Here is an 18,784-nt window from a genome sequence, read left to right as displayed (position 1 = left end):
TGGCCCGCGCGAGGTGGTGGTGCCGGTGGAGCCGTCCTTCGAGGAGCCGGGCACGCCGGACCTGCGGGCCGGCCCGGGCAGACCCCCGGCCGACGCGGGACTGCACCGGCGGCTCGTCTACGGCGAGGAGGCCGCCCTCGCCGAGGCCTACGCCGCGTACGGCCCGCTCGTCCGCCGCGTCGCGGCCCGCGTCACCCGGGACCACAACGCCGCCGAGGACGTGGCGCAGGAGGTCTTCGCCCACCTGTGGAGCAGGCCCTACGCCTTCGACGTACGCCGGGGCAGCCTGCGCGGCTGGCTCTCGATGCTCGCGCACCGGCGCGCCGTGGACTGGGTGCGCGGCGAGGAGCGGCACCGCAAGGCCGTCCACGCCGACGAAGCGGCCCTGCGGGCGGCCCCGGCGCCGGGGCCCGCCCCGGACGAGGCGATCCTGGAGCAGGAGCGCTCCCTCCTCCTGCACTCCGCCCTCGCCCGGCTCCCGCTGCCCCAGCAGCAGGTGGTGCACCTGGCCTACTTCGCGGGCCGCACCTACCGGCAGACCGCCGTCGAACTCGGCATCCCCGAAGGCACCGCCAAGACCCGCCTGAGAACGGCCCTGCGCACCCTGGCCGAGACCCTCGCGGACCCGCCCCTGCGAGGTGAACGCCCGTGACGCCCGACCACGAAACGGTACGTGAGCTGCTCGGCGCCTGGGCCGTGCACGCCCTGATGCCGGGCGACGAGGCCGAGGTCGGCCGCCACCTCCGGGACTGTGCGCCCTGCACCGCCGAGGCCGCCCGGCTGCGGGCCACGGTGCGCCACCTGGACGGCCCCGCCGTGCCGGACCCCGTGCCCGGCGCGCCCCCCGCCGCGCACGGCCTCTCCCTGGCCCTGCGGACCCGCGCCCCCGCCCTGCGCACCGCCCCGCACGCGGCGCCCTACGCCGCGGCGGTCGCCGGACTCCAGGCGCTCCTCGCCGAGTTGGACGAGCGCGGCCCCTGGGGCACGCCGGTCGTGCACGACTGGGACGTGCACGACACCGTCGCCCACCTCATCGCCGCCGACGAGCCGCTCGCCCGGCACGTGGGGGTGGGCGGGCCGCATCCGCGGGTGGCCGTACCGCGCACGCCGGACGGCACGTCGTGGCGCACGGCGTGGGAGGCGCGGACCCGCGAGGTGATCCAGCGCGAGCGAGCCCGTACGCCCGCCCGGACCGTCTCCGCGTGGCGGGCGCAGGCCGCCGGGCTGCTCTCGTCCCGGGCCGCCCACGACCCCGAGCGCGCCGCCCGCGCCACGGACATCGCGGGGGTGCGGCTGCCCGTCGCCGACCACTTCCTGGCGCGGGCCTTCGAGACCTGGGTGCACGCCGACGACATCGGCGGCGCGCTCGACCGGGTCGTGCCCCCGCCGCCGCCCCCGCACCTGTGGCAGCTCGTGCGGCTGGCCGTCCGGCTGCTCGGTCCGGCCCTCGGCCCGCGGGCGGCGCCCGTCGCGCTCACCGTCTCGGGGGAGGGCGGCGAGACCGAGTGGGTGCTCGGCAGCGCGGACGAGCCGGTACGGGCCGAGCTCGTCCTCGACCCCGTCGACTTCTGTCTCCTCGTGGGCGGCCGACGGGCGCCGGACCGGGTGTCGCGCGCCGCGGTGGGCGACGCCTCGGCGGCCCGGCGGCTGCTGACCCGGGCGGCGTCGCTGGCGTGGCTGTAGGGCCCGGGAACCGGACCGCCGGTTCCTGTCGTCGTGGGGCAGAAAGGCAGGGGACGACAGGGCCTAGGGGCGGCCCTTGCGCTCCGGGCAGTCCTCGGTCTCCTTGCAGAGGTTCGCCTCCACCTTGGCGAGCAGCCTGGCCAGGTCCGCGCGCTCGGTCTCGTCCAGACCCGTCAGCGTATGGCCCTCCAACTCGGCCCAGGCGCGCTCCACTTGGGTCAGCAGGCCGCAGCTGGCCGCGCTGGCCTCGACGAGCACCGCGCGCCGGTCGGACGGGTCGGGGCGGCGCCGCACGTGCCCGGCCTGCTCCAGGCGCTGCAGCATCTTCGTGACCGTCGAGGGGTCGAGGTCGACCGCCTTGATCAGCTCGGCCTGCCGCACCGCGCCCGCCTCCCACAGGTGCATCATCACGAACTCCTGGCCGGGGTAGAGGCCGAGCTCCTTGAGGACCTTGCCCGCGGCGATGCGGTGCAGCCGGGCCACTCGGCTGACGGCGAGGCTGACGGGCCCCGCCGCGGCGACACCGGACGCGCCGGGGGTACAGACGGGGTCGGCCGGCGGGGCCTGCACGGTGTCGGCCTTCATGAGGGGCTCCTGTCGGTCGTCGCAGGCGCGGTCCGGCTGCTGTGCCGGGCCGCCGTATGTCCTGCGCAATACGTCTTCGAAAAGATTACCTTGGTCGGCCAAGGAATGGGTTACAGTGGCCTCGGCCCGATTGATTGGCCGACCACATAAATCAGCCCGGGAGTCCCTGATGAGCACCGCGTTCGACCCGATCGACCTGTCCGGCCGCACACTCCGTAACCGCATCGCCATGGCCCCCATGACCCGCAGCCGCGCCGGTGAGGGCGGTGTCGCCACGGAACTGACCGCCGAGTACTACGCCCAGCGCGCCTCCGCGGGCCTGATCGTCACCGAGGGGATACAACCCTCTGTGGTCGGCCAGGGATACCCCGACACTCCGGGCCTGCACAGCACGGAGCAGGTCGCCGCCTGGCGCAAGGTCACCGACGCCGTGCACGCCGCGGGCGGCACGATCTTCGCCCAGCTCATGCACGCGGGCCGCGTCGGCCACCCCGTCCTGCTGCCCGACGGCCTCGTCAACGTCGCCCCCTCACCCGTCGCCGCCGAAGGGCAGGTCTACACCGCCGAGGGCCTCAAGGACTTCGTCACCCCGCGCGAGCTGACCGGCGCCGAAGTCCGCGCCACCGTCGCCGACTTCGCCGCCGCCGCACGGGCCGCCGTCGACGCGGGCTTCGACGGGGTCGAACTGCACGGCGCCAACGGCTATCTGATCCACCAGTTCCTCGCGCCCGGCTCCAACCACCGCACCGACGAATGGGGCGGCACGGTCGAGAACCGCATCCGCTTCGCCGTCGAGGCGGCCACGGCCGTCGCCGCTCAGATCGGCGCGCACCGCACCGGCTTCCGCGTCTCGCCCGGCAACCCCGCCAACGGCATCTCCGAGCCCGACCCGGCGCCCGCGTACACCGCGCTCGCGAAGGAACTGGCCGCGCTGGACCTCGCGTACCTGCACGTCATGGAGGTGGGCGAGGCCCGCGAGCTGACCCTCAGGCTGCGCCGGGAGTTCGGCGGCACGTTCGTCCTGAACCCGCAGAGCGAGGGACCCACGGGCCCCGACGCACTGGCACTGATCGAAGACGGCACCGCGGACATCGTGACCTTCGGCGCGCTGTTCCTCGCCAACCCCGACCTGCCGGCCCGTCTGCGCGCTGGGGGCCCGTACAACACACCGGACCGGGCGACCTACTACGGCGGCACCGAGAAGGGCTACACGGACTACCCGGCGCTGTAGCCCGACCCCGTCGAGTGTCGACTGGCGACTGCCGACCGCCCTCCGTACACGACGAATCGGCCCGGCTCCCACGGGGGGTGCCGGGCCGATTCGCGTACGCGCTACCTCACTTGACGGGGGTGAAGTCCCGCGCCCCGATGTACTCGGGCCGGCGCACCGGCGCCGAGAACGGTTCCACCGCCGTGTTCTCCACGCTGTTGAACACGATGAAGACGTTGCTGCGCGGGTACGGGGTGATGTTGTCCCCCGAGCCGTGCATGGCGTTGCAGTCGAACCAGGTCGCCGAGCCCGCCTCACCCGTGAACAGGCGGATGCCGTAGTCGGACGCGAGGTGCGTGAGCGTCTCGTCCGACGGGATGCCCGCGTCCTGCATCTGCAGCGACCGCTTGTAGTTGTCCTTCGGCGTGGCGCCCGCACAGCCGAGGAACGTCTTGTGCGACCCCGGCATGATCATGAGACCACCGTTGGTGTCGTAATTCTTCGTCAGCGCGATGGACACCGAGACGGTCCGCATGTTCGGCAGGCCGTCCTCCGCGTGCCAGGTCTCGAAGTCCGAGTGCCAGTAGAACCCGGAGGCGCCGAAGCCCGGCTTCACGTTGATCCGCGACTGGTGGACGTACACGTCCGAGCCGAGGATCTGCCGCGCCCTGCCGACGACCCGCGGGTCCGCGGCGAGCCTGCCGAAGAGCTCGCTGATCTTGTGGACCTCGAAGATCGACCGGATCTCCTGGGAGCGCGGCTCCACGATGGAGCGGTCGTCCGCGCGCATCGTCGGATCGTTGACGAGCCGCTCCAGCTCGGCGTGGTACACGCTCACTTCGTCCGGGGTGATCAACTGGTCGATCGCCAGGAAACCGTCCCGCTCGAACCCGGCCAGATCCCCGGCCGTGATCGGCCCCGCTGCACCCGGCTCGGACCACACGACGGGGTCCTTGCGCTCGATCAGCACCTCTTCGGCGCCACGGGTCGGGTACAGGTCACTGGTGCGTTCGGGTGCGGTGGTCATGGTGTTGCCTGCCTCTCCTCTCGTACGGCCCTGTTCGGGATGTAGGTGGTGTCAGTCCGCGTCCGGCTCCGTCAGCAGCGGGTACACGCCGTTCTCGTCGTGGTCCTCACGACCCGTGACGGGCGGGTTGAAGACGCACAGGCAGTGGAAGTCTTCCTTGATCCGCATGGTGTGCTTCTCGTGCCCGTCGAGCAGGTACATGGTGCCCGGCGTGATCGTGTACTTCTCGCCGGTCGTGTCGTCGGTCAGCTCCGCCTCACCCTTGGTGCAGACGACGGCCTCGATGTGGTTCGCGTACCACATCGACGTCTCCGTACCCGCGTACAGGATGGTCTCGTGCAGCGAGAAGCCGACGCGCTCCTTGGCGAGAACGATGCGCTTGCTCTCCCAGGTGCCCGAAGCGGCCTTCACATGGCGGTCGGTGCCTTCAATGTCCTTGAACGAACGGACGATCACGGTGAGTTGGTTCCTTTTCTCTTACGGTGCCGGGGGTTGCCGGTTCGCTCGGTCAGGCGGTCTCGCGGACCGCGCGGGCCAGCGTGCGCAGCCCCTCGTCCAGCTCGTCGGGGGTGATCGTCAGCGCCGGAAGGAGCTTGACGACCTCGCCCTCGGGGCCGGAAGTCTCGATGAGCAGGCCCAGTTCGAAGGCCCGCTTGGCCACGGCGCTCGCGCGCTCCTTGTCCAGGAACTCGATGCCCCAGACAAGGCCGCGGCCGCGGAACTCCTTGATCTCCGCGCGGTTCTCCTCGACGATCGCGGAGAGCACCTGCTCCACCTGCTCGCCGCGGGCGCGGGTCTGCTTCTCCATCGCCGAGCCGTCGGCCCAGTAGGCCTCCAGGGCGGCGGCGGCCGTCACGAAGGCGGGGTTGTTGCCGCGGAACGTGCCGTTGTGCTCGCCCGGCTCCCACACGTCGAGTTCCGGCTTGAACATGCACAGCGACATCGGCATGCCGTAGCCGCTGATGGACTTCGACACCGTCACGATGTCCGGCGTGATGCCCGCCTCCTCGAAGGAGAAGAACGCACCGGTGCGGCCGCAGCCCATCTGGATGTCGTCGACGATCAGGAGCATGTCCCAGCGCTCGCACACGTCGGCGAGCTTGCGCAGCCACTCGGCGCGGGCCACGTTGATGCCGCCCTCGCCCTGCACCGTCTCGACGATCACGGCGGCGGGCTGGTTGAGGCCGGAGCCCTGGTCCTCCAGGAGCCGCTCGAACCAGATGAAGTCGGGGGTCCGGCCGTCCAGGTAGTTGTCGAACGGCATCGGGGTGCCGTGCACCAGCGGGATGCCGGCGCCCGCCCGCTTGAAGGCGTTGCCGGTCACCGCGAGGGAGCCGAGCGACATGCCGTGGAACGCGTTGGTGAAGGACACGATCGACTCGCGGCCCTTGACCTTGCGCGCCAGCTTCAGCGCGGCCTCGACGGCGTTGGTGCCCGTCGGGCCCGGGAACATGACCTTGTACGGCAGGTCACGCGGGCGCAGGATGATGTTCTGGAACGACTCCAGGAAGGCGCGCTTGGCGCTGGTCGACATGTCGAGGCCGTGGACGACCCCGTCGCGCTCCAGGTAGTCGATGAGGGCGCGTTTCAGGACCGGGTTGTTGTGGCCGTAGTTGAGTGAACCGGCTCCGGCGAAGAAGTCGAGGTACTCGTGGCCGTCCTCGTCGTACATGCGGCTGCCCTGCGCGCGGTCGAAGACCGTAGGCCAACCGCGGCAGTAGCTGCGCACCTCCGACTCCAGGGTCTCGAAGACGCTCAGGTCGGGCTGGGTGATGGTCACAGCAGATCTCCTGGGAGATGGAAAGGCGTGGGAGTGGGGGGTTGCGGGTGCGGGGGGAGCGAAGCTCAGGGGTTGACCGGACCGATGCGGTAGAGCACCTCGGGCTCGTGCCCGTCATCCGGGAAGAGACCCGCGTCGAAGAGGGTCTTCCGCTCGACCGACGCGCCGTGGCGCCGTGCGTAGGAGAGGAACAGCCGCTCGGACGCGGTGTTCCCGGGCGTGATGGTCGTCTCGACCGTGAGCGGCGCGCGCCCGGCGACGACCTTCGCGGTCAGCCCGTCGAGCAGCGCGCCGGCCAGGCCGCGGCCGCGCTGTCCGTGATCGACGGCCACCTGCCAGACAAAGAGGGTGTCCGGGCGCTCGGGCCGGATGTAGCCGGTGAGGAAGCCCACCGGCTCGCCGTCGGCGTCACGGGCCACCACGGAGGTCGCCGCGAAGTCGCGGCACCACAGCAGGTAGCTGTACGAAGAGTTGAGGTCCAGCACCTTGGAGTCGCGGGCGATACGCCAGATGGCGGCGCCGTCGGCGACGGCGGGACTGTCGAGTCGCAGCCCCTCAGGCATTTCCAAGAATTTCGCCTGCAGGTCGGTCGGTAGATCGGCTTGTGCAGCGGTCATGCGGATTGAATTTACCGAGCAATTTCTGGAATTGCATCGGGGGAAGGGGTTACGTCAGCGCGCCTTATATGTTATCGCGCGGGGGTGCGCGCCCGCATGAAACTTCGGCGCTATGTCCGTGTTTGGGCGGGTAATTCTTCGCAAAACGGGCGCGATGTGGAGTGCGTCACACGGAAGCGGCCCGTCCGGATGGTGTCCGAATTACGGTGATTAGTGCTGTCGAAATCTTAGTGTTTAGGTCTCGGGAAAGCGGGCAGAAGAATACGGGAAGCTGTGTTGATAAAGAATTCGTGAGAATTCGCGGATGAATTGGCGGACGATGTTCGGTGAGTGCTTTTTAGGCGCGCCCGATTCATGTCCACGCGCGCGCGGTTCACGTTCCCGTCACGCCGTCGATGCGTTCGCGCAGGAGATCCGCGTGGCCGTTGTGCCGCGCGTACTCCTCGATCAGATGGATCAGGATCCAGCGCAGACTGACCTGCTCGCCGCCCACGAGGGGCGCCACCTCCGCGTCGAACCGCCCCGTCTCGTCGAGCGAGCGTCCCGCGCAGATCTCCCGGCTCACGGCGACCTCGCGCTCCCACACCTTGAGCACCTCGGCGAAGCTCCGTGTCCGGTCCAGGGTGAAGCCCCCGGGCTCGCCCTCGTAGAGCGGCTGGACGTCGCGCCCGGCGAACACCTGCTGGAACCACTCCCGCTCCACCTCGGCGAGGTGCTGCACGAGCCCGAAGAGCGAGAGCCCGGACGGCTCCACGGGCGTGCGCAGCGTCTGCTCGTCGTCGAGCCCCGCGCACTTCATCGCCAGGGTGGCGCGGTGCAGGTCGAGCCAGCTCGCCAGCATCGTCGGTTCGTCGGCGGTCAGCGGCGGGATGGGGCGGCCATCGGGAAGTGTGGTCATGACAAGCACGGTGTCATGGGGTGGTGGGCGGCCGCAGGGGTTTCGTACAGGTTGTCGAGGGGGCGGGCGACGGGTTTGTCGAGGAGGTGGGCGGCGGGCTTGTCTATGAGGTGGGCGGCTGGTTTGTCCACGAGGTGGACGACGGGTTTGTCGACGAGGTGGGCGGCTGGCTTGTCCATGAGGTGGGCGGCGGGCGCCTTGTCGAGACTGTCGGCCGGGGGTCTGTACGGGCCTGCGCGCCGCCCCGGACGCGGTCGTCGCGGCGACGGCCTCCGGCCGGGCTCAGCGCCAGGCGTCGGTCACCGCGCGGCGGGCCGCCTCCAGGTCGACCGGGAGACCGGCCTCGCCCATCGCGGCGCCCAGAGCGGCGACGCAGGCGTGCACCACGCCACGGGTCGCGTCCGGCCCGTAGTGGTTGACCCGGATCATCTCCTTGGCCAGGGCCCCGCCCCCGGCGACCAGCGGAAGCACCGGGTCCGCGGCGAGCGCCCGCGCGACCAGCTCCGAGGCGTCCGTGCCCGAGGGCGCCCGCAGGGTGGTGGCGACCGGGGCCGCGTCGGATGCCTCGTACACGTACGGCTCCAGGCCCCCGCCCAGCGCGAGCGCGCCCGCGCGGGTGGCGGCCGCGGCGGTGGCGTGCCGCGCCATCAGGGCGTCGAGGCCCTCCGTCTCGATGCGCTCCACGCACGCCTCGAGGGCGAGCATCTCCAGCTGGGCCGGCGCGTGCAGCAGGGCCTTGCGGCCGCCGTCGATCCAGCGCTCCTTCCAGTCCAGGAGCGAGAGGTAGGAGCGGCGCGGCGCCTGCGGATTGGCGGCGATGCGCTGCCAGGCCCGCTCGCTCACCGACACCGCGGAGACACCCGCCGGACCGCCCATCGCCTTCTGCGCGCCGATCACGCACAGGTCCACGCCCCACGCGTCCGGCAGCAGCGGCTCGGCGGCCACCGAGGCGACCGCGTCCAGCATGAACAGCGCGTCGTGCGCGCGTACGACCTCGCCGATCTCCGCGACCGGGTTGGTGTTGCCCGTCGCGGCCTCGGCGTGCACCAGCGAGACGAAGTCGATCTCCGGGTGCTCGGCGAAGGCCCGGCGCACCTGGTCGGCGGTGACGGCCGTGTGGAACGGCACGGCGAGGTCGATGACGGTCGCGCCGCAGTCCCGCAGCCAGTTCCCGAAGGTCTGGCCGTACGGGCCGGTGATCACGTTCAGCGCGGTCGTGCCCGGCCGCGCCACACCCCGGATGCACCCCTCCAGGGGCAGCAGCGCCTCACCCTGCATGATCACGACGTCCTGCTCGGTGGCCAGCAGCCCCGCCACCCGCGCCTCGATGGCGGCGAAGTGCTGGGCGCTCAGCGGCGCCAGGTCCAGAAAGGGGTGCGTCACGGTACTGCTCACGTCACTGCTCACTTCGCTCACGAGGTCGTTCGGGCTGCCGTACTGAGCGTACCGACCGGCCCCGTACCGGGCGTTGTGAGTGCCTCCTAAGCTGCTGCCCATGAACGATCACGCGGTGCTGCACATGAAGGGGCGGGTGCTCGTCGGGCCCGATGACGTACGGGACGAACTGTGGGTGGTCGGGGGCAGGGTGACGTACGACCGCCCCGTCGGGACGGCCGCGGACGACGTCCGCACCGTCGACGGCTGGGCGCTGCCCGGACTGGTCGACGCGCACTGCCACGTCGGCCTGGACGCGCACGGCCCGGTCGACGCCGCCACCGCGGAGAAGCAGGCGCTCACCGACCGCGAGATCGGCGCCCTCCTGCTCCGGGACGCGGGTTCGCCCTCCGACACTCGCTGGATCGACGACCGCGAGGACCTCCCCAAGATCATCCGGGCGGGCCGCCACATCGCGCGCACCCGGCGGTACATCCGCAACTACGCCCACGAGATCGAGCCCGAGGACCTGGTCGAGTACGTCGCCCGGGAGGCGCGGCGCGGGGACGGCTGGGTCAAGCTCGTCGGCGACTGGATCGACCGCGAGGCGGGCGACCTGACGGCGTGCTGGCCGCGCGGCGCGGTGGCGGCGGCGATCGCGGAGGCCCACCGGCTCGGCGCCCGCGTCACGGCCCACTGCTTCGCCGAGGACTCCCTGCGCGACCTGGTCGAGGCGGGCATCGACTGCATCGAGCACGCCACGGGTCTGACTGAGGACACGATCCCGCTCTTCGCCGAGCGCGGCGTCGCCATCGTCCCCACGCTGGTCAACATCGCCACGTTCCCGGATCTGGCCGCGGGTGGCGAGAAGAAGTTCCCCCGCTGGTCGGACCATATGCGCCGACTGCACGCACGCCGCTACGACACCGTGCGCGCCGCGTACGACGCGGGCGTCCCGATCTACGCGGGCACCGACGCCGGCGGCTCCCTGGCCCACGGCCTGGTGGCCGCGGAGGTCGCCGAGCTGACCCTCGCGGGCATCCCCGCGGTGGACGCGCTCTCGGCGACGACGTGGGGCGCGCGGGAGTGGCTCGGACGCCCCGGACTGACCGAGGGTGCGCCGGCGGACTTCGTGGTGTACGAGACGGATCCCCGGGAGGACGTGCGCGTGCTCGCGGCGCCGCGCAGGGTGGTGCTGAACGGGCGGGTGGTGGGGTGAGGTTGGAGGGCGGCTTGACCTGGGCGTTGTTCAGTGGTGGTGCGGGTCGTTGACTCCGTCGGTCCCGGTGGTGTGGGGGCGTGCGCATTAACACCCGTGCGCGGTGGGCGAGATGCTCGGGTGATGCGGGGGAACGCGCGTGTCGCTTGATTCGAATACAGGGGCGGAAAGCGCCCTTTGGGGTGAACTCACGTCAGGTTGCTGACCGTTCACTCTCGGTGCGTAAAGATTCCGGCGTCGCCCTCACCGATGTGGGGCGACGCCATCGGACGGTGCGCACGTGTTGTCCCCTTGTGGCGTACGCCGCCGGTGGCCCGTGACTCTTGTGGGGGTTCCACCACTTTGAACAGCAACACCTTCCGCATGCCCGCACGCCGTCTCTGCGTCGTCGCCGCCGTCACCGCGCTCACCGCGGGGCCCGCGGCGCTCGCCGGCGCGGGGGCCGCGCAGGCCACGGGCGGCGACGGCCACCGGGGCGGGCGGGCCGACGCCGTCGTGCTGCGCACCGGGCTGAACGTCTCCCTGCTCAACAAGACCCTGAACGTCCCGCTCAAGGTCGCCCTGAACGAGGTGCGGGCCCCCGGCGGCGCCCATCGGACCGCACTGACCGCCCGGCTGAACGGCGTCGACGGCGGCCGCCCCTTCACCGTGCTGCGCGCCGACGTGGCCACGGCGAAAGCGACCGTGCGGGGTGGCACGGCGCAGGGCTACAGCAACATCGCGCACGCCGCGCTGCATGTGCCGGGGCTGCCGCTGCTCTCCCTCGTCGAGGTCGGCCAGGTGACGTCCAAGGCCGTCTGCACGGCGGGCGAGCGGCCCGTTGCCGAATCGAATCTGCTGGGGGCGGTGACGGTTCTCGGTAAGAAGGTCACGCTGGCCGCCCGGGGCACGACCGAGGTGAAGGTGCCGGGGGTCGGCGAGGTCCGGCTCGACCTGTCCAGGACGCGGGTGACGTCACGGACGGCCGCGGCCTCCGCGCTGGAGCTGACGGTGTCTGTGAACCCGCTGAAGCTGAACGTCGCGGAGGTGACGGGCACGGTACGACTGGCCGGGGCGGGGTGCGAGGCGCCGGGCTCGGTCCCCCCGAAGGACCGAGCGGCAAATCCCGAGCCGAAGCCGCAGGGTGCGGGGCGGGAGGCCAACTTGGCGGAGACCGGCGGCAGTTCGCTGACGCCGTACGTGGCGGGCGGAGCGGTGGCGCTGCTGGCGGCGGGGGGCGGGACGGTGGCGCTGACGCGGAGGTCGCGCCGCTGACGGGGCGTGTGCGGCTGCGCTTGGGCGGGGTCGCCTTGTGTCCGGTGGTGGGGGGCGGGGGCGTGGGGGTATGTGCGTACTCGCCATCCCTGCGTCGCGCTGCACGGACAAAGACGCCAGAGGATGCTCGGTGCTCCGTGCGCACATACCCCCACGCCCCCTCGGGCCGCTCGGGCGGCTGGCAGGCCGGTGGGGGCGGCTGGCTACGACTCCGACTCCCGCGGCCCGGTGAGGCAAACGCGCTCCCGCTCCGACTCCTGCCGTACGGCGCGGGGCAGACGCCCCCGCCCCGACTCCCGCCGTACGTCGCGGGGTAAAGGCCCCCGCTTCAACTCCCGCCGTACGTCGCAGGGCAAAGGGGCACGCTCCAACTCCCGCTGTACGGCGCGGGGCAAACGCTCCCGCCCTTACTCCTGCGGATGGTCACGGCACCCCCCACCCACCCGCCCCTACTCCCGCCGTACGTCGCGGGGCAAGGCCCCCGCCCCTACTCCCGCTGTACGGCGCGGGGCAAACGCTCCCGCCCTTACTCCTGCAGATGGTCACGCCCCCCAGCCCCCACCCACCCGCCCCTACTCCCGCCGTACGTCGCGGGGCAAACGGGTGGGTGGGTGGGATAACTCCGCCGCGCAGCGGCGGGCCTGTTCGTACGGCGAGTGAGGAAGCGGGGGGACACCCACCCACCCCCGGCCCCCTCCGCCGCGGAGCGGCGGGCCTGTTCGTACCGTCAGGAGGCAAGCGGAGGGAGGCCCGCTACCGCCGAACCGTCGCCGCGAGGGCGGACAGGAAGCGATCCGACGTGCCCCGGTCCCGGACGGCAACCCGAATCCAGTCAGGCCCCAGGCCAGGAAACGTATCGCCACGCCGCACCGCAAACCCCCGCCCCCGAAGCCGTTCGCGCACCCCGGCCGCCCCGGGCACCCGTATCAACAGGAAGGGCCCCTCCGCCGGCCCCACCGCGCGGACTCCGAGGGGAGCAAGGTCCGCGAGGCCCGCGAGCAGGTGGGTCCGGTCCGCGGCGACCCGGTGTGCCGCGTGACCGGCCTCTGCGAGGGCCCTCGGCGACACACATGCCCGCGCCGCGGCGAGGGCCGGCGAGGACACCGGCCACAGCGGCTGCGCCTGCGCGAGGGCGGCGATGAGGTCGGGCGCGGCGAGGACGTAGCCGATCCGCAGCCCGGCCAGGCCCCACGTCTTCGTGAGGCTGCGCAGCACCACGAGGCCGGGCACGTCCGTACGGTCGGCCAGCGCCTCCCGTTCGCCCGGCACCGCGTCCATGAACGCCTCGTCCACCACCAGGACCCGCCCGGGGCGCGCCAGTTCGGCGACCGAGGTGGTGGGGTGCAGGACGGACGTGGGGTTCGTGGGGTTGCCGACGACCACCAGGTCGGCCTCTTCCGGCACCGCGCGGGGGTCGAGCCGGAAACCGTCCTCTTCCCGCAGCAGTACGCGCCCGACCTCGTGCCCGGCGTCCCGCAGCGCCGCCTCCGGCTCGGTGAACTGCGGGTGCACGACGTAGGGGTGACGGACCTTCAGGGCGCGGGCGAGCAGGACGAAGGCCTCCGCCGCGCCGGAGGTCAGCAGGACCCGGTCAGGGGTGAGCCCGTGCCGCGCCGCCACCGCCTCGCGTGCCGCCCGCCCGTCGGGGTAGGCGGCCAGGCCGTCGAGGGACGCGGCGATGACTTCCTTGAGCCAGGCAGGGGGAGTGTCGGACCGTACGTTGACCGCCAGGTCGGTGAGGTCCGCGCCGTCGTCCCGTACCTCCGCGTCCCCGTGGTGGCGCAGGTCGTGGGCCGGGGGTGCGGGGGCGGTGGCGGTGGCGGTGGCGCGTGGGCGGCCCGCGATCGCGCACGTCGCCATGGGGGGTCGTCCTTCAGGCGCCGACTTGCGCTTGGGGACGAGGAGCCGACCGCCGCCGCGCAGCGCCGCCGCCTCCGCCACGGACGGCGTGCCGACCGCGGCGCGGGACCGCGCGGTCGGGTTCGGCACCGTGACCTCCGCCAGCTCCCGCGCCGAGTACGTCACGAGCGGCACCCCGAGCCACTGCGCCGCCCGGACGATCGCCGGCTCCTCGCCCTTGACGTCGACGGTGGCCAGCTTGGCGACCGCCCCTTCGGGGAAGCCCGCCTCGCGGACCGCCTCCCGGACGAGGCCGAGCACCTCATCCGCCGGGGCGTCCTCGCAGGCGCCGACGCCGACGACGAGAACGACGTCCTCGGCGGGTGTCATCTTTCCGGCACCGGACATGGAACCGGTCCTTTCGTACGGGAGGGAGGAGTGATGGATGTGCGCGGCAGGGGGTCAATCGGATAGCAAGGGCCCATGGCGGTGTTCGTGGCGCTCGGCGCCTTCCTCATGACCCTGGTGGGCGGCTGGACGGCCCAGCGGGTCACCGACCGGCGCCATCTCGTCCTGGGGCTCGCGGGCGGTCTCATGCTCGGTGTCGTCGGCCTCGATCTGCTGCCGGAGGCGCTGGACGCCGCGGGCGATCCCGTCTTCGGCGTGCCGGCGGCGTTGCTGCTGTTCGTGGCGGGCTTTCTCGTCGCCCATCTGGTCGAACGCCTCCTCGCGGGCCGCCAGGCCGCGCACGGCGCGGGCGAGCCCGGGCACGGCCGGGTCCCCCAGGTCGGCCTCACGGCCGCCGCCGCGATGGTCGGGCACAGCGTCATGGACGGCGTCGCGATCGGCGCCGCCTTCCAGGTGGGCGGCGGCATGGGAGTGGCCGTGGCGCTGGCCGTCGTCGCCCACGACTTCGCGGACGGCTTCAACACGTACACGATCACCAGCCTGTACGGGAACGCCCGCCGCAAGGCGCTCGCGATGCTGTTCGCGGACGCGGTGGCGCCGGTGGTGGGCGCCGCGTCGACCCTGCTGTTCACCATTCCGGAGCAACTGCTCGGCTGCTATCTCGGGTTCTTCGGCGGCGCGCTGCTGTACCTCGCGGCGGCCGAGATCCTGCCCGAGGCGCACCACGACCACCCGGCCCGCTCGACCCTGCTGTGCACGGTGGCGGGCGCGGCGTTCATCTGGCTCGTGGTGGGCGTCGCGGGCTGAGCCGCCGCGTGCGGTCACCGCGCGCAGCTCTCGACGAAGCGGCGCGCGATCCCGGGCTCCGCCGCCCAGTGCGTGTGCAGGTAGCTGGCGTGCACGTTGGCCTGGACGAAGCCCTCGACGCGCCGCTCGGGCGCATGCAGGCCCCAGGCGGGCGTCGGCCCCGCGCCGGGCTCGACGGTGGTGCGGTGGAACTCGTGGCCCCGCATCCGCGTGCCGGCGACGGCCAGCACGCTGTCGGACACGGCCACCGCTTCCCGGTACCCGAGCGTCAGCCGCTCCGCCATCCGCGCCTCGGCTTCGAGCACCCCGCACATCGGCTTCCCGTCCAGCTCCCGGCAGAGGTACAGCAGACCCGCGCACTCGGCGGCCACGGGCGCGCCGGAGAGGGCGAGTTCGGCGACGGCCTTCCTGAGCTGTTCGTTGGCGGAGAGCTCGGGCGCGTACACCTCGGGAAAGCCGCCCCCGATGACCAACCCGGCGGTTTCGACAGGGAGTTGCTCGTCGCGGAGCGGGTCGAACGGTACGACCTCCGCCCCGGCGGCGGTGAGCAGCTCGGCGTGCTCGGCGTAGGAGAAGGTGAAGGCGGCCCCACCGGCGACCGCGACAACAGCCCGTCCGGCGTATGAGGACGAACCCGGCGACGCCGGTGATGAACCGAGTCCCGCCTCCGGGGACCAGACCTCCCCCGGCAGGGCAGGTGCCGAGCGGGCCAGCGCCAGAAGCGCGTCCAGGTCGCACCCCTCCCGCACCTGCGCGGCCAGCGCGGCGACCGACTCCACCGCCTCCGGCTGTCGCTCGGCGACCGGCACGAGCCCCAAGTGACGTGAAGGCGCGCTGACTTGACGCGCGCGGCGCAGTGCGCCGAGCACCGGAACCCCTGACTCGTCCAGGGCTTCCCGCAGCAACGCCTCGTGCCGGTCCGAGCCGACCTTGTTGAGGATCACCCCGGCGATGCGCACCTCGGGGTCCCAGGACGCGAAGCCGTGCACCAGCGCCGCCACCGAACGGGACTGCGACGACGCGTCGACGACCAGCACGACCGGCGCCCGCAGCAGCTTCGCGACGTGCGCGGTGGAGGCCAGTTCGCCCTGCCCGGCGGCTCCGTCGTACATCCCCATCACGCCCTCGACCACGGCGAGGTCGCAGCCCGCGGAGCCGTGCGCGAACAGCGGCGCGATCAGGTCGGGTCCGCACAGGTACGCGTCGAGGTTGCGGCCGGGGCGGCCGGTCGCAAGCGCGTGGTAGCCGGGGTCGATGTAGTCGGGCCCGACCTTGTGCGGCGACACGGCGAGCCCGGCCGCCGCGAACGCGGCCATCAGGCCCGTCGCGACGGTCGTCTTGCCGCTGCCCGACGACGGCGCCGCGATGACGAGGCGAGCTACCACTCGATGCCCCTCTGGCCCTTCTGGCCCGCGTCCATCGGGTGCTTGACCTTCGACATGTCGGTGACCAGGTCGGCGAAGTCGATCAGCTGCTGCGGCGCGTTGCGGCCGGTGATGACGACGTGCTGGGTGCCGGGACGGCCGCGGAGGACCTCGACGACCTCCTCGACGTCGATCCAGCCCCAGTGCATCGGGTAGGCGAACTCGTCGAGGACGTACAGCTTGTACGTCTCCTCGGCGAGGTCCCGCTTGACCTGCTCCCACCCCTCGCGGGCCTTGTCCTCGTTCGTCAACTCGCCCTCGGCGGGGGCGCGCTGGATCCACGACCAGCCCTCGCCCATCTTGTGCCAGGCGACCGTGCCGCCCTCGCCCGACGCGCCGAGGACCTTCAGCGCGTTCTCCTCGCCGACCTTCCACTTCGCCGACTTCACGAACTGGAAGACCCCGACGGGCCACCCCTGATTCCAGGCGCGCAGCGCGAGCCCGAACGCGGCGGTCGACTTGCCCTTGCCGATGCCCGTGTGCACGAAGACCAGTGGACGGTTGCGGCGCTGGCGCGTCGTGAGGCCGTCGTCCGGTACCACGTTCGGCTGTCCCTGCGGCATTAAGCGGCCCTCCTCGAAGGCGAGTTCATTGTCTGTACGTCCTTGACGAGGCCGGCGATCGAGTCCGCCCGCAGCTCGTCGAGGGTCACGGCCGTCGCGCCGAGCTCACCCGCCAACTGTCCCGCGAGGCCCAGGCGTACGTAACCGGACTCGCAGTCGACGACCACCGAGGCGACCTTGTCGGCGGCGAACAGCCGCGCCGCACGCCCCGCCTGGGCCACCGGCTCCACACCGCCCGTCGCGCGCCCGTCCGTCACCACGACCACGAGCGGCCGCCGCGCCGCGTCCCGCAGCCGCTCGACCCGCAGTACGTCGTGCGCCTTCAGCAGGCCCGCGGCCAGCGGAGTGCGGCCACCGGTCGGCAGCGATTCAAGCCGGGCGGCGGCCGCGTCCACCGACGACGTCGGCGGCAGCGCCACCTCGGCCCCCGTGCCCCGGAACGTCACGAGCCCCACCTTGTCGCGCCGCTGGTAGGCGTCGAGGAGGAGCGAGAGCACGGCGCCCTTGACGGCGCTCATCCGCTGCCGCGCCGCCATCGACCCGGAGGCGTCCACGACGAACAGCACGAGGTTGCCCTCGCGGCCCTCGCGCGTCGCCTGCCGCAGATCGTCACGGCGTACGACGAGCCCGGTGCCGGAGCGCCCGCGCGCCTTCTGGTGCGGGGCCGCGGCCTGCACCGTGGCCGCCAGGTGCAGCTTGGTCAGGGCGCCTCGGGGGCGGCGCGAACCCGTCGTGCGCCCGTGCTCGGTGCGGGCACGCGAGCGGCGGCCCGCGGCGCCCTCGCCGATGCCGGGCACGCTCAGCATCTTGGTGCGGAACGGCTCGCCGGCCCGCACGGCCTGCTGCTCGCCGGCGGCGCCGCCCGGCGCGGGGGCGGGCTCCTGCGGTGCGGCCGACTCGTCGGGGCCCCGGCCCTGGTTCTGCGCGGGCAGGTCGGGCGCGGGGGAGTCGGGGCCGTCGGCCGGTGGCTGTCCGCCGCCCCCGCCGTCGGGGCCCCCGTCAGGGCCGCCGCCGTCGGGGTCGTCGTCGCCCTCCGGGGGCTCGGGCTCCTCGGAAGGCTCGTCCTGGCGCGCCTCCTCCAGCGTCTCGTCGAGCTTGTCCTCGTCGAGGCCCGGCGCGTCGAAGGGGTTGCGGCGCCTGCGGTGCGGCAGCGCGAGGAGCGCGGCCTGGCGCACGTCCTCGCTCTGCACGTCGGTACGGCCCGCCCACGCGGCGAGAGCCGTCGCCGTGCGCGCCATCACGATGTCCGCGCGCATCCCGTCGACCTCGAACGCCGCGCAGGTCGCCGCGATCTGCCGGAGCGCCGCGTCGCCCAGGGTGACCTGGGGGAGCAGCGCGCGGGCCGCCACGACCCGCTCGCGCAGCGCGCCCTCGTCCTCGTGCCAGCGCCCGGCGAAGCCCTCGGGGTCGTCGTCGTAGGCGAGCCTGCGCCGGACGACCTCGACGCGCTGATCGGTCTCGCGGGAGGCGGCCACCTCGACGGTGAGCCCGAACCGGTCCAGCAACTGCGGCCGCAGCTCGCCCTCTTCCGGGTTCATCGTGCCGACGAGCAGGAAGCGCGCGGCGTGCCGCACGGAGACGCCCTCGCGCTCCACGTACGAGGCGCCCATCGCGGCCGCGTCCAGGAGGAGGTCGACCAGGTGGTCGTGGAGGAGGTTGACCTCGTCGACGTAGAGGATGCCGCGGTGCGCGTCGGCGAGGAGGCCCGGTTCGAAGGCCTTCACGCCCTCCGCGAGCGCCCGCTCGATGTCCAGGGCGCCGACGAGCCGGTCCTCGGACGCGCCGACGGGCAGCTCCACCATCCGCGCGGGCCGCGCGGTGGCGCCGCCCGCCTCGTGCGGGCCGTCCGGGCAGTTCGGGTCGGCGGCCTTCGGATCGCACGAGAAGCGGCACCCGGCGACGACCGGCACCTCGGGAAGCAGCGCCGAGAGCGCGCGCACGGCGGTGGACTTGGCGGTGCCCTTCTCCCCGCGCACGAGCACACCGCCCACGGCGGGCGAGACGGCGTTCAGCAGGAGCGCGAGCCGCAGGTCGTCCTGGCCGACGAGAGCGGTGAACGGGTACGGGGTGGTCACTGAGCCTCCTTGATGCGGTGG

18 protein-coding genes are annotated in these 18,784 nt (G+C 72.8%); 6 read left to right on the top strand and 12 right to left on the bottom strand.

Annotated elements, in window-relative coordinates:
* Positions 1-13 precede the first annotated feature (13 nt).
* Positions 14-652 (top strand): RNA polymerase sigma factor, encoded by a 639-nt coding sequence (locus ACFVYL_RS02960; RefSeq protein ID WP_389712985.1) that lies wholly within the window; start codon positions 14-16, stop codon positions 650-652.
* A complete protein-coding gene (locus ACFVYL_RS02955; protein WP_389712538.1) occupies positions 649-1,683 on the top strand; it encodes a maleylpyruvate isomerase family mycothiol-dependent enzyme in 1,035 nt (344 codons plus the stop codon). The genes ACFVYL_RS02960 and ACFVYL_RS02955 overlap by 4 nt, the downstream gene beginning before the upstream one ends.
* 63 nt (positions 1,684-1,746) lie before the next feature.
* Here ACFVYL_RS02955 and ACFVYL_RS02950 read toward each other — a convergent pair whose 3' ends face one another.
* Positions 1,747-2,268 carry a MarR family winged helix-turn-helix transcriptional regulator gene (locus ACFVYL_RS02950; protein ID WP_389712537.1) on the bottom strand — a complete coding sequence of 174 codons (522 nt, stop codon included), beginning with the start codon at positions 2,266-2,268 and terminating at the stop codon, positions 1,747-1,749.
* 169 nt (positions 2,269-2,437) lie between these two features.
* Here ACFVYL_RS02950 and ACFVYL_RS02945 point away from each other — a divergent pair, with 169 nt between their 5' ends.
* A complete protein-coding gene (locus tag ACFVYL_RS02945) occupies positions 2,438-3,499 on the top strand; it encodes an alkene reductase (protein ID WP_389712536.1) in 1,062 nt (353 codons plus the stop codon).
* Between the two features lie 106 nt (positions 3,500-3,605).
* On the opposite strand, the gene thpD is transcribed toward ACFVYL_RS02945, so the two are convergent.
* The 7 genes from thpD to ACFVYL_RS02910 all read right to left on the bottom strand — a co-directional run bounded on the left by thpD (position 3,606) and on the right by ACFVYL_RS02910 (position 9,183).
* The gene (gene thpD / locus ACFVYL_RS02940; protein WP_389712535.1) at positions 3,606-4,505 is read right to left on the bottom strand and encodes an ectoine hydroxylase; all 900 of its coding nucleotides are present in this window, start codon (positions 4,503-4,505) and stop codon (positions 3,606-3,608) included.
* A gap of 51 nt (positions 4,506-4,556) precedes the next feature.
* Entirely contained in the window at positions 4,557-4,961 is a 405-nt protein-coding gene (locus ACFVYL_RS02935; protein ID WP_362335612.1) for an ectoine synthase, read from the bottom strand.
* 52 nt (positions 4,962-5,013) lie between these two features.
* A complete protein-coding gene (gene ectB / locus ACFVYL_RS02930) occupies positions 5,014-6,285 on the bottom strand; it encodes a diaminobutyrate--2-oxoglutarate transaminase (RefSeq protein WP_389712534.1) in 1,272 nt (423 codons plus the stop codon).
* Positions 6,286-6,350: 65 nt separating this feature from the next.
* A complete protein-coding gene (ectA, locus tag ACFVYL_RS02925) occupies positions 6,351-6,902 on the bottom strand; it encodes a diaminobutyrate acetyltransferase (protein ID WP_389712533.1) in 552 nt (183 codons plus the stop codon).
* Positions 6,903-7,275: 373 nt separating this feature from the next.
* Entirely contained in the window at positions 7,276-7,800 is a 525-nt protein-coding gene (locus tag ACFVYL_RS02920; RefSeq protein WP_389712532.1) for a DinB family protein, read from the bottom strand.
* A complete protein-coding gene (locus ACFVYL_RS02915) occupies positions 7,797-7,979 on the bottom strand; it encodes a hypothetical protein (RefSeq protein WP_389712531.1) in 183 nt (60 codons plus the stop codon). Before ACFVYL_RS02915 ends, ACFVYL_RS02920 begins: the two co-directional genes overlap by 4 nt.
* A gap of 103 nt (positions 7,980-8,082) precedes the next feature.
* Positions 8,083-9,183, bottom strand: a complete 1,101-nt coding sequence (locus ACFVYL_RS02910; protein ID WP_389712984.1) for a pyridoxal-phosphate-dependent aminotransferase family protein — start codon at positions 9,181-9,183, stop codon at positions 8,083-8,085.
* Between the two features lie 112 nt (positions 9,184-9,295).
* Here ACFVYL_RS02910 and ACFVYL_RS02905 point away from each other — a divergent pair, with 112 nt between their 5' ends.
* Together ACFVYL_RS02905 and ACFVYL_RS02900 are read left to right on the top strand one after the other, a co-directional pair.
* Entirely contained in the window at positions 9,296-10,393 is a 1,098-nt protein-coding gene (locus ACFVYL_RS02905; protein WP_389712530.1) for an amidohydrolase family protein, read from the top strand.
* 342 nt (positions 10,394-10,735) lie between these two features.
* The gene (locus tag ACFVYL_RS02900; protein ID WP_389712529.1) at positions 10,736-11,647 is read left to right on the top strand and encodes an SCO1860 family LAETG-anchored protein; all 912 of its coding nucleotides are present in this window, start codon (positions 10,736-10,738) and stop codon (positions 11,645-11,647) included.
* Positions 11,648-12,400: 753 nt separating this feature from the next.
* Here the strand turns inward: ACFVYL_RS02900 and cobC are convergent.
* Positions 12,401-13,894 (bottom strand): Rv2231c family pyridoxal phosphate-dependent protein CobC, encoded by a 1,494-nt coding sequence (gene cobC / locus ACFVYL_RS02895; protein ID WP_389712528.1) that lies wholly within the window; start codon positions 13,892-13,894, stop codon positions 12,401-12,403.
* A 75-nt stretch (positions 13,895-13,969) separates the two neighbouring features.
* Here cobC and ACFVYL_RS02890 point away from each other — a divergent pair, with 75 nt between their 5' ends.
* Positions 13,970-14,701 carry a ZIP family metal transporter gene (locus ACFVYL_RS02890; protein ID WP_389712527.1) on the top strand — a complete coding sequence of 244 codons (732 nt, stop codon included), beginning with the start codon at positions 13,970-13,972 and terminating at the stop codon, positions 14,699-14,701.
* 14 nt (positions 14,702-14,715) lie between these two features.
* Here the strand turns inward: ACFVYL_RS02890 and ACFVYL_RS02885 are convergent, their stop codons facing one another.
* From ACFVYL_RS02885 to ACFVYL_RS02875, 3 genes are read right to left on the bottom strand one after another with little or no spacing between them, the layout of a single operon-like run.
* A complete protein-coding gene (locus tag ACFVYL_RS02885; protein WP_389712526.1) occupies positions 14,716-16,086 on the bottom strand; it encodes a cobyrinate a,c-diamide synthase in 1,371 nt (456 codons plus the stop codon).
* Positions 16,080-16,688: a cob(I)yrinic acid a,c-diamide adenosyltransferase gene (gene cobO, locus ACFVYL_RS02880; RefSeq protein ID WP_389712525.1), complete on the bottom strand. Its 609-nt coding sequence runs from the start codon at positions 16,686-16,688 to the stop codon at positions 16,080-16,082. The genes ACFVYL_RS02885 and cobO overlap by 7 nt, the downstream gene beginning before the upstream one ends.
* On the bottom strand, positions 16,688-18,763 hold the full coding sequence (locus tag ACFVYL_RS02875; protein WP_389712524.1) for a putative cobaltochelatase: 2,076 nt from the start codon (positions 18,761-18,763) through the stop codon (positions 16,688-16,690). The genes cobO and ACFVYL_RS02875 overlap by 1 nt, the downstream gene beginning before the upstream one ends.
* Between the last annotated feature and the right edge of the window lie 21 nt (positions 18,764-18,784).

It is taken from the genome of Streptomyces sp. NPDC058308, from assembly GCF_042880275.1.
In the GTDB taxonomy this organism is placed as follows: Bacteria; Actinomycetota; Actinomycetes; order Streptomycetales; family Streptomycetaceae; genus Streptomyces.
The sequence above is the reverse complement of the archived record's forward strand: the minus strand, read 5'-3'. Positions and strand labels throughout refer to the sequence as shown.

Bases quoted from the DNA above. Each gene is read 5' to 3' on its own strand.
- ACFVYL_RS02950 (WP_389712537.1), bottom strand. From the start codon at position 2,268: ATGAAGGCCGACACCGTGCAGGCCCCGCCGGCCGACCCCGTCTGTACC.
- ACFVYL_RS02945 (WP_389712536.1), top strand. From the start codon at position 2,438: ATGAGCACCGCGTTCGACCCGATCGACCTGTCCGGCCGCACACTCCGT.
- thpD (WP_389712535.1), bottom strand. From the start codon at position 4,505: ATGACCACCGCACCCGAACGCACCAGTGACCTGTACCCGACCCGTGGC.
- ectA (WP_389712533.1), bottom strand. From the start codon at position 6,902: ATGACCGCTGCACAAGCCGATCTACCGACCGACCTGCAGGCGAAATTC.
- ACFVYL_RS02920 (WP_389712532.1), bottom strand. From the start codon at position 7,800: ATGACCACACTTCCCGATGGCCGCCCCATCCCGCCGCTGACCGCCGAC.
- ACFVYL_RS02915 (WP_389712531.1), bottom strand. From the start codon at position 7,979: ATGGACAAGCCAGCCGCCCACCTCGTCGACAAACCCGTCGTCCACCTC.
- ACFVYL_RS02905 (WP_389712530.1), top strand. From the start codon at position 9,296: ATGAACGATCACGCGGTGCTGCACATGAAGGGGCGGGTGCTCGTCGGG.
- cobC (WP_389712528.1), bottom strand. From the start codon at position 13,894: ATGTCCGGTGCCGGAAAGATGACACCCGCCGAGGACGTCGTTCTCGTC.
- ACFVYL_RS02890 (WP_389712527.1), top strand. From the start codon at position 13,970: ATGGCGGTGTTCGTGGCGCTCGGCGCCTTCCTCATGACCCTGGTGGGC.
- cobO (WP_389712525.1), bottom strand. From the start codon at position 16,688: ATGCCGCAGGGACAGCCGAACGTGGTACCGGACGACGGCCTCACGACG.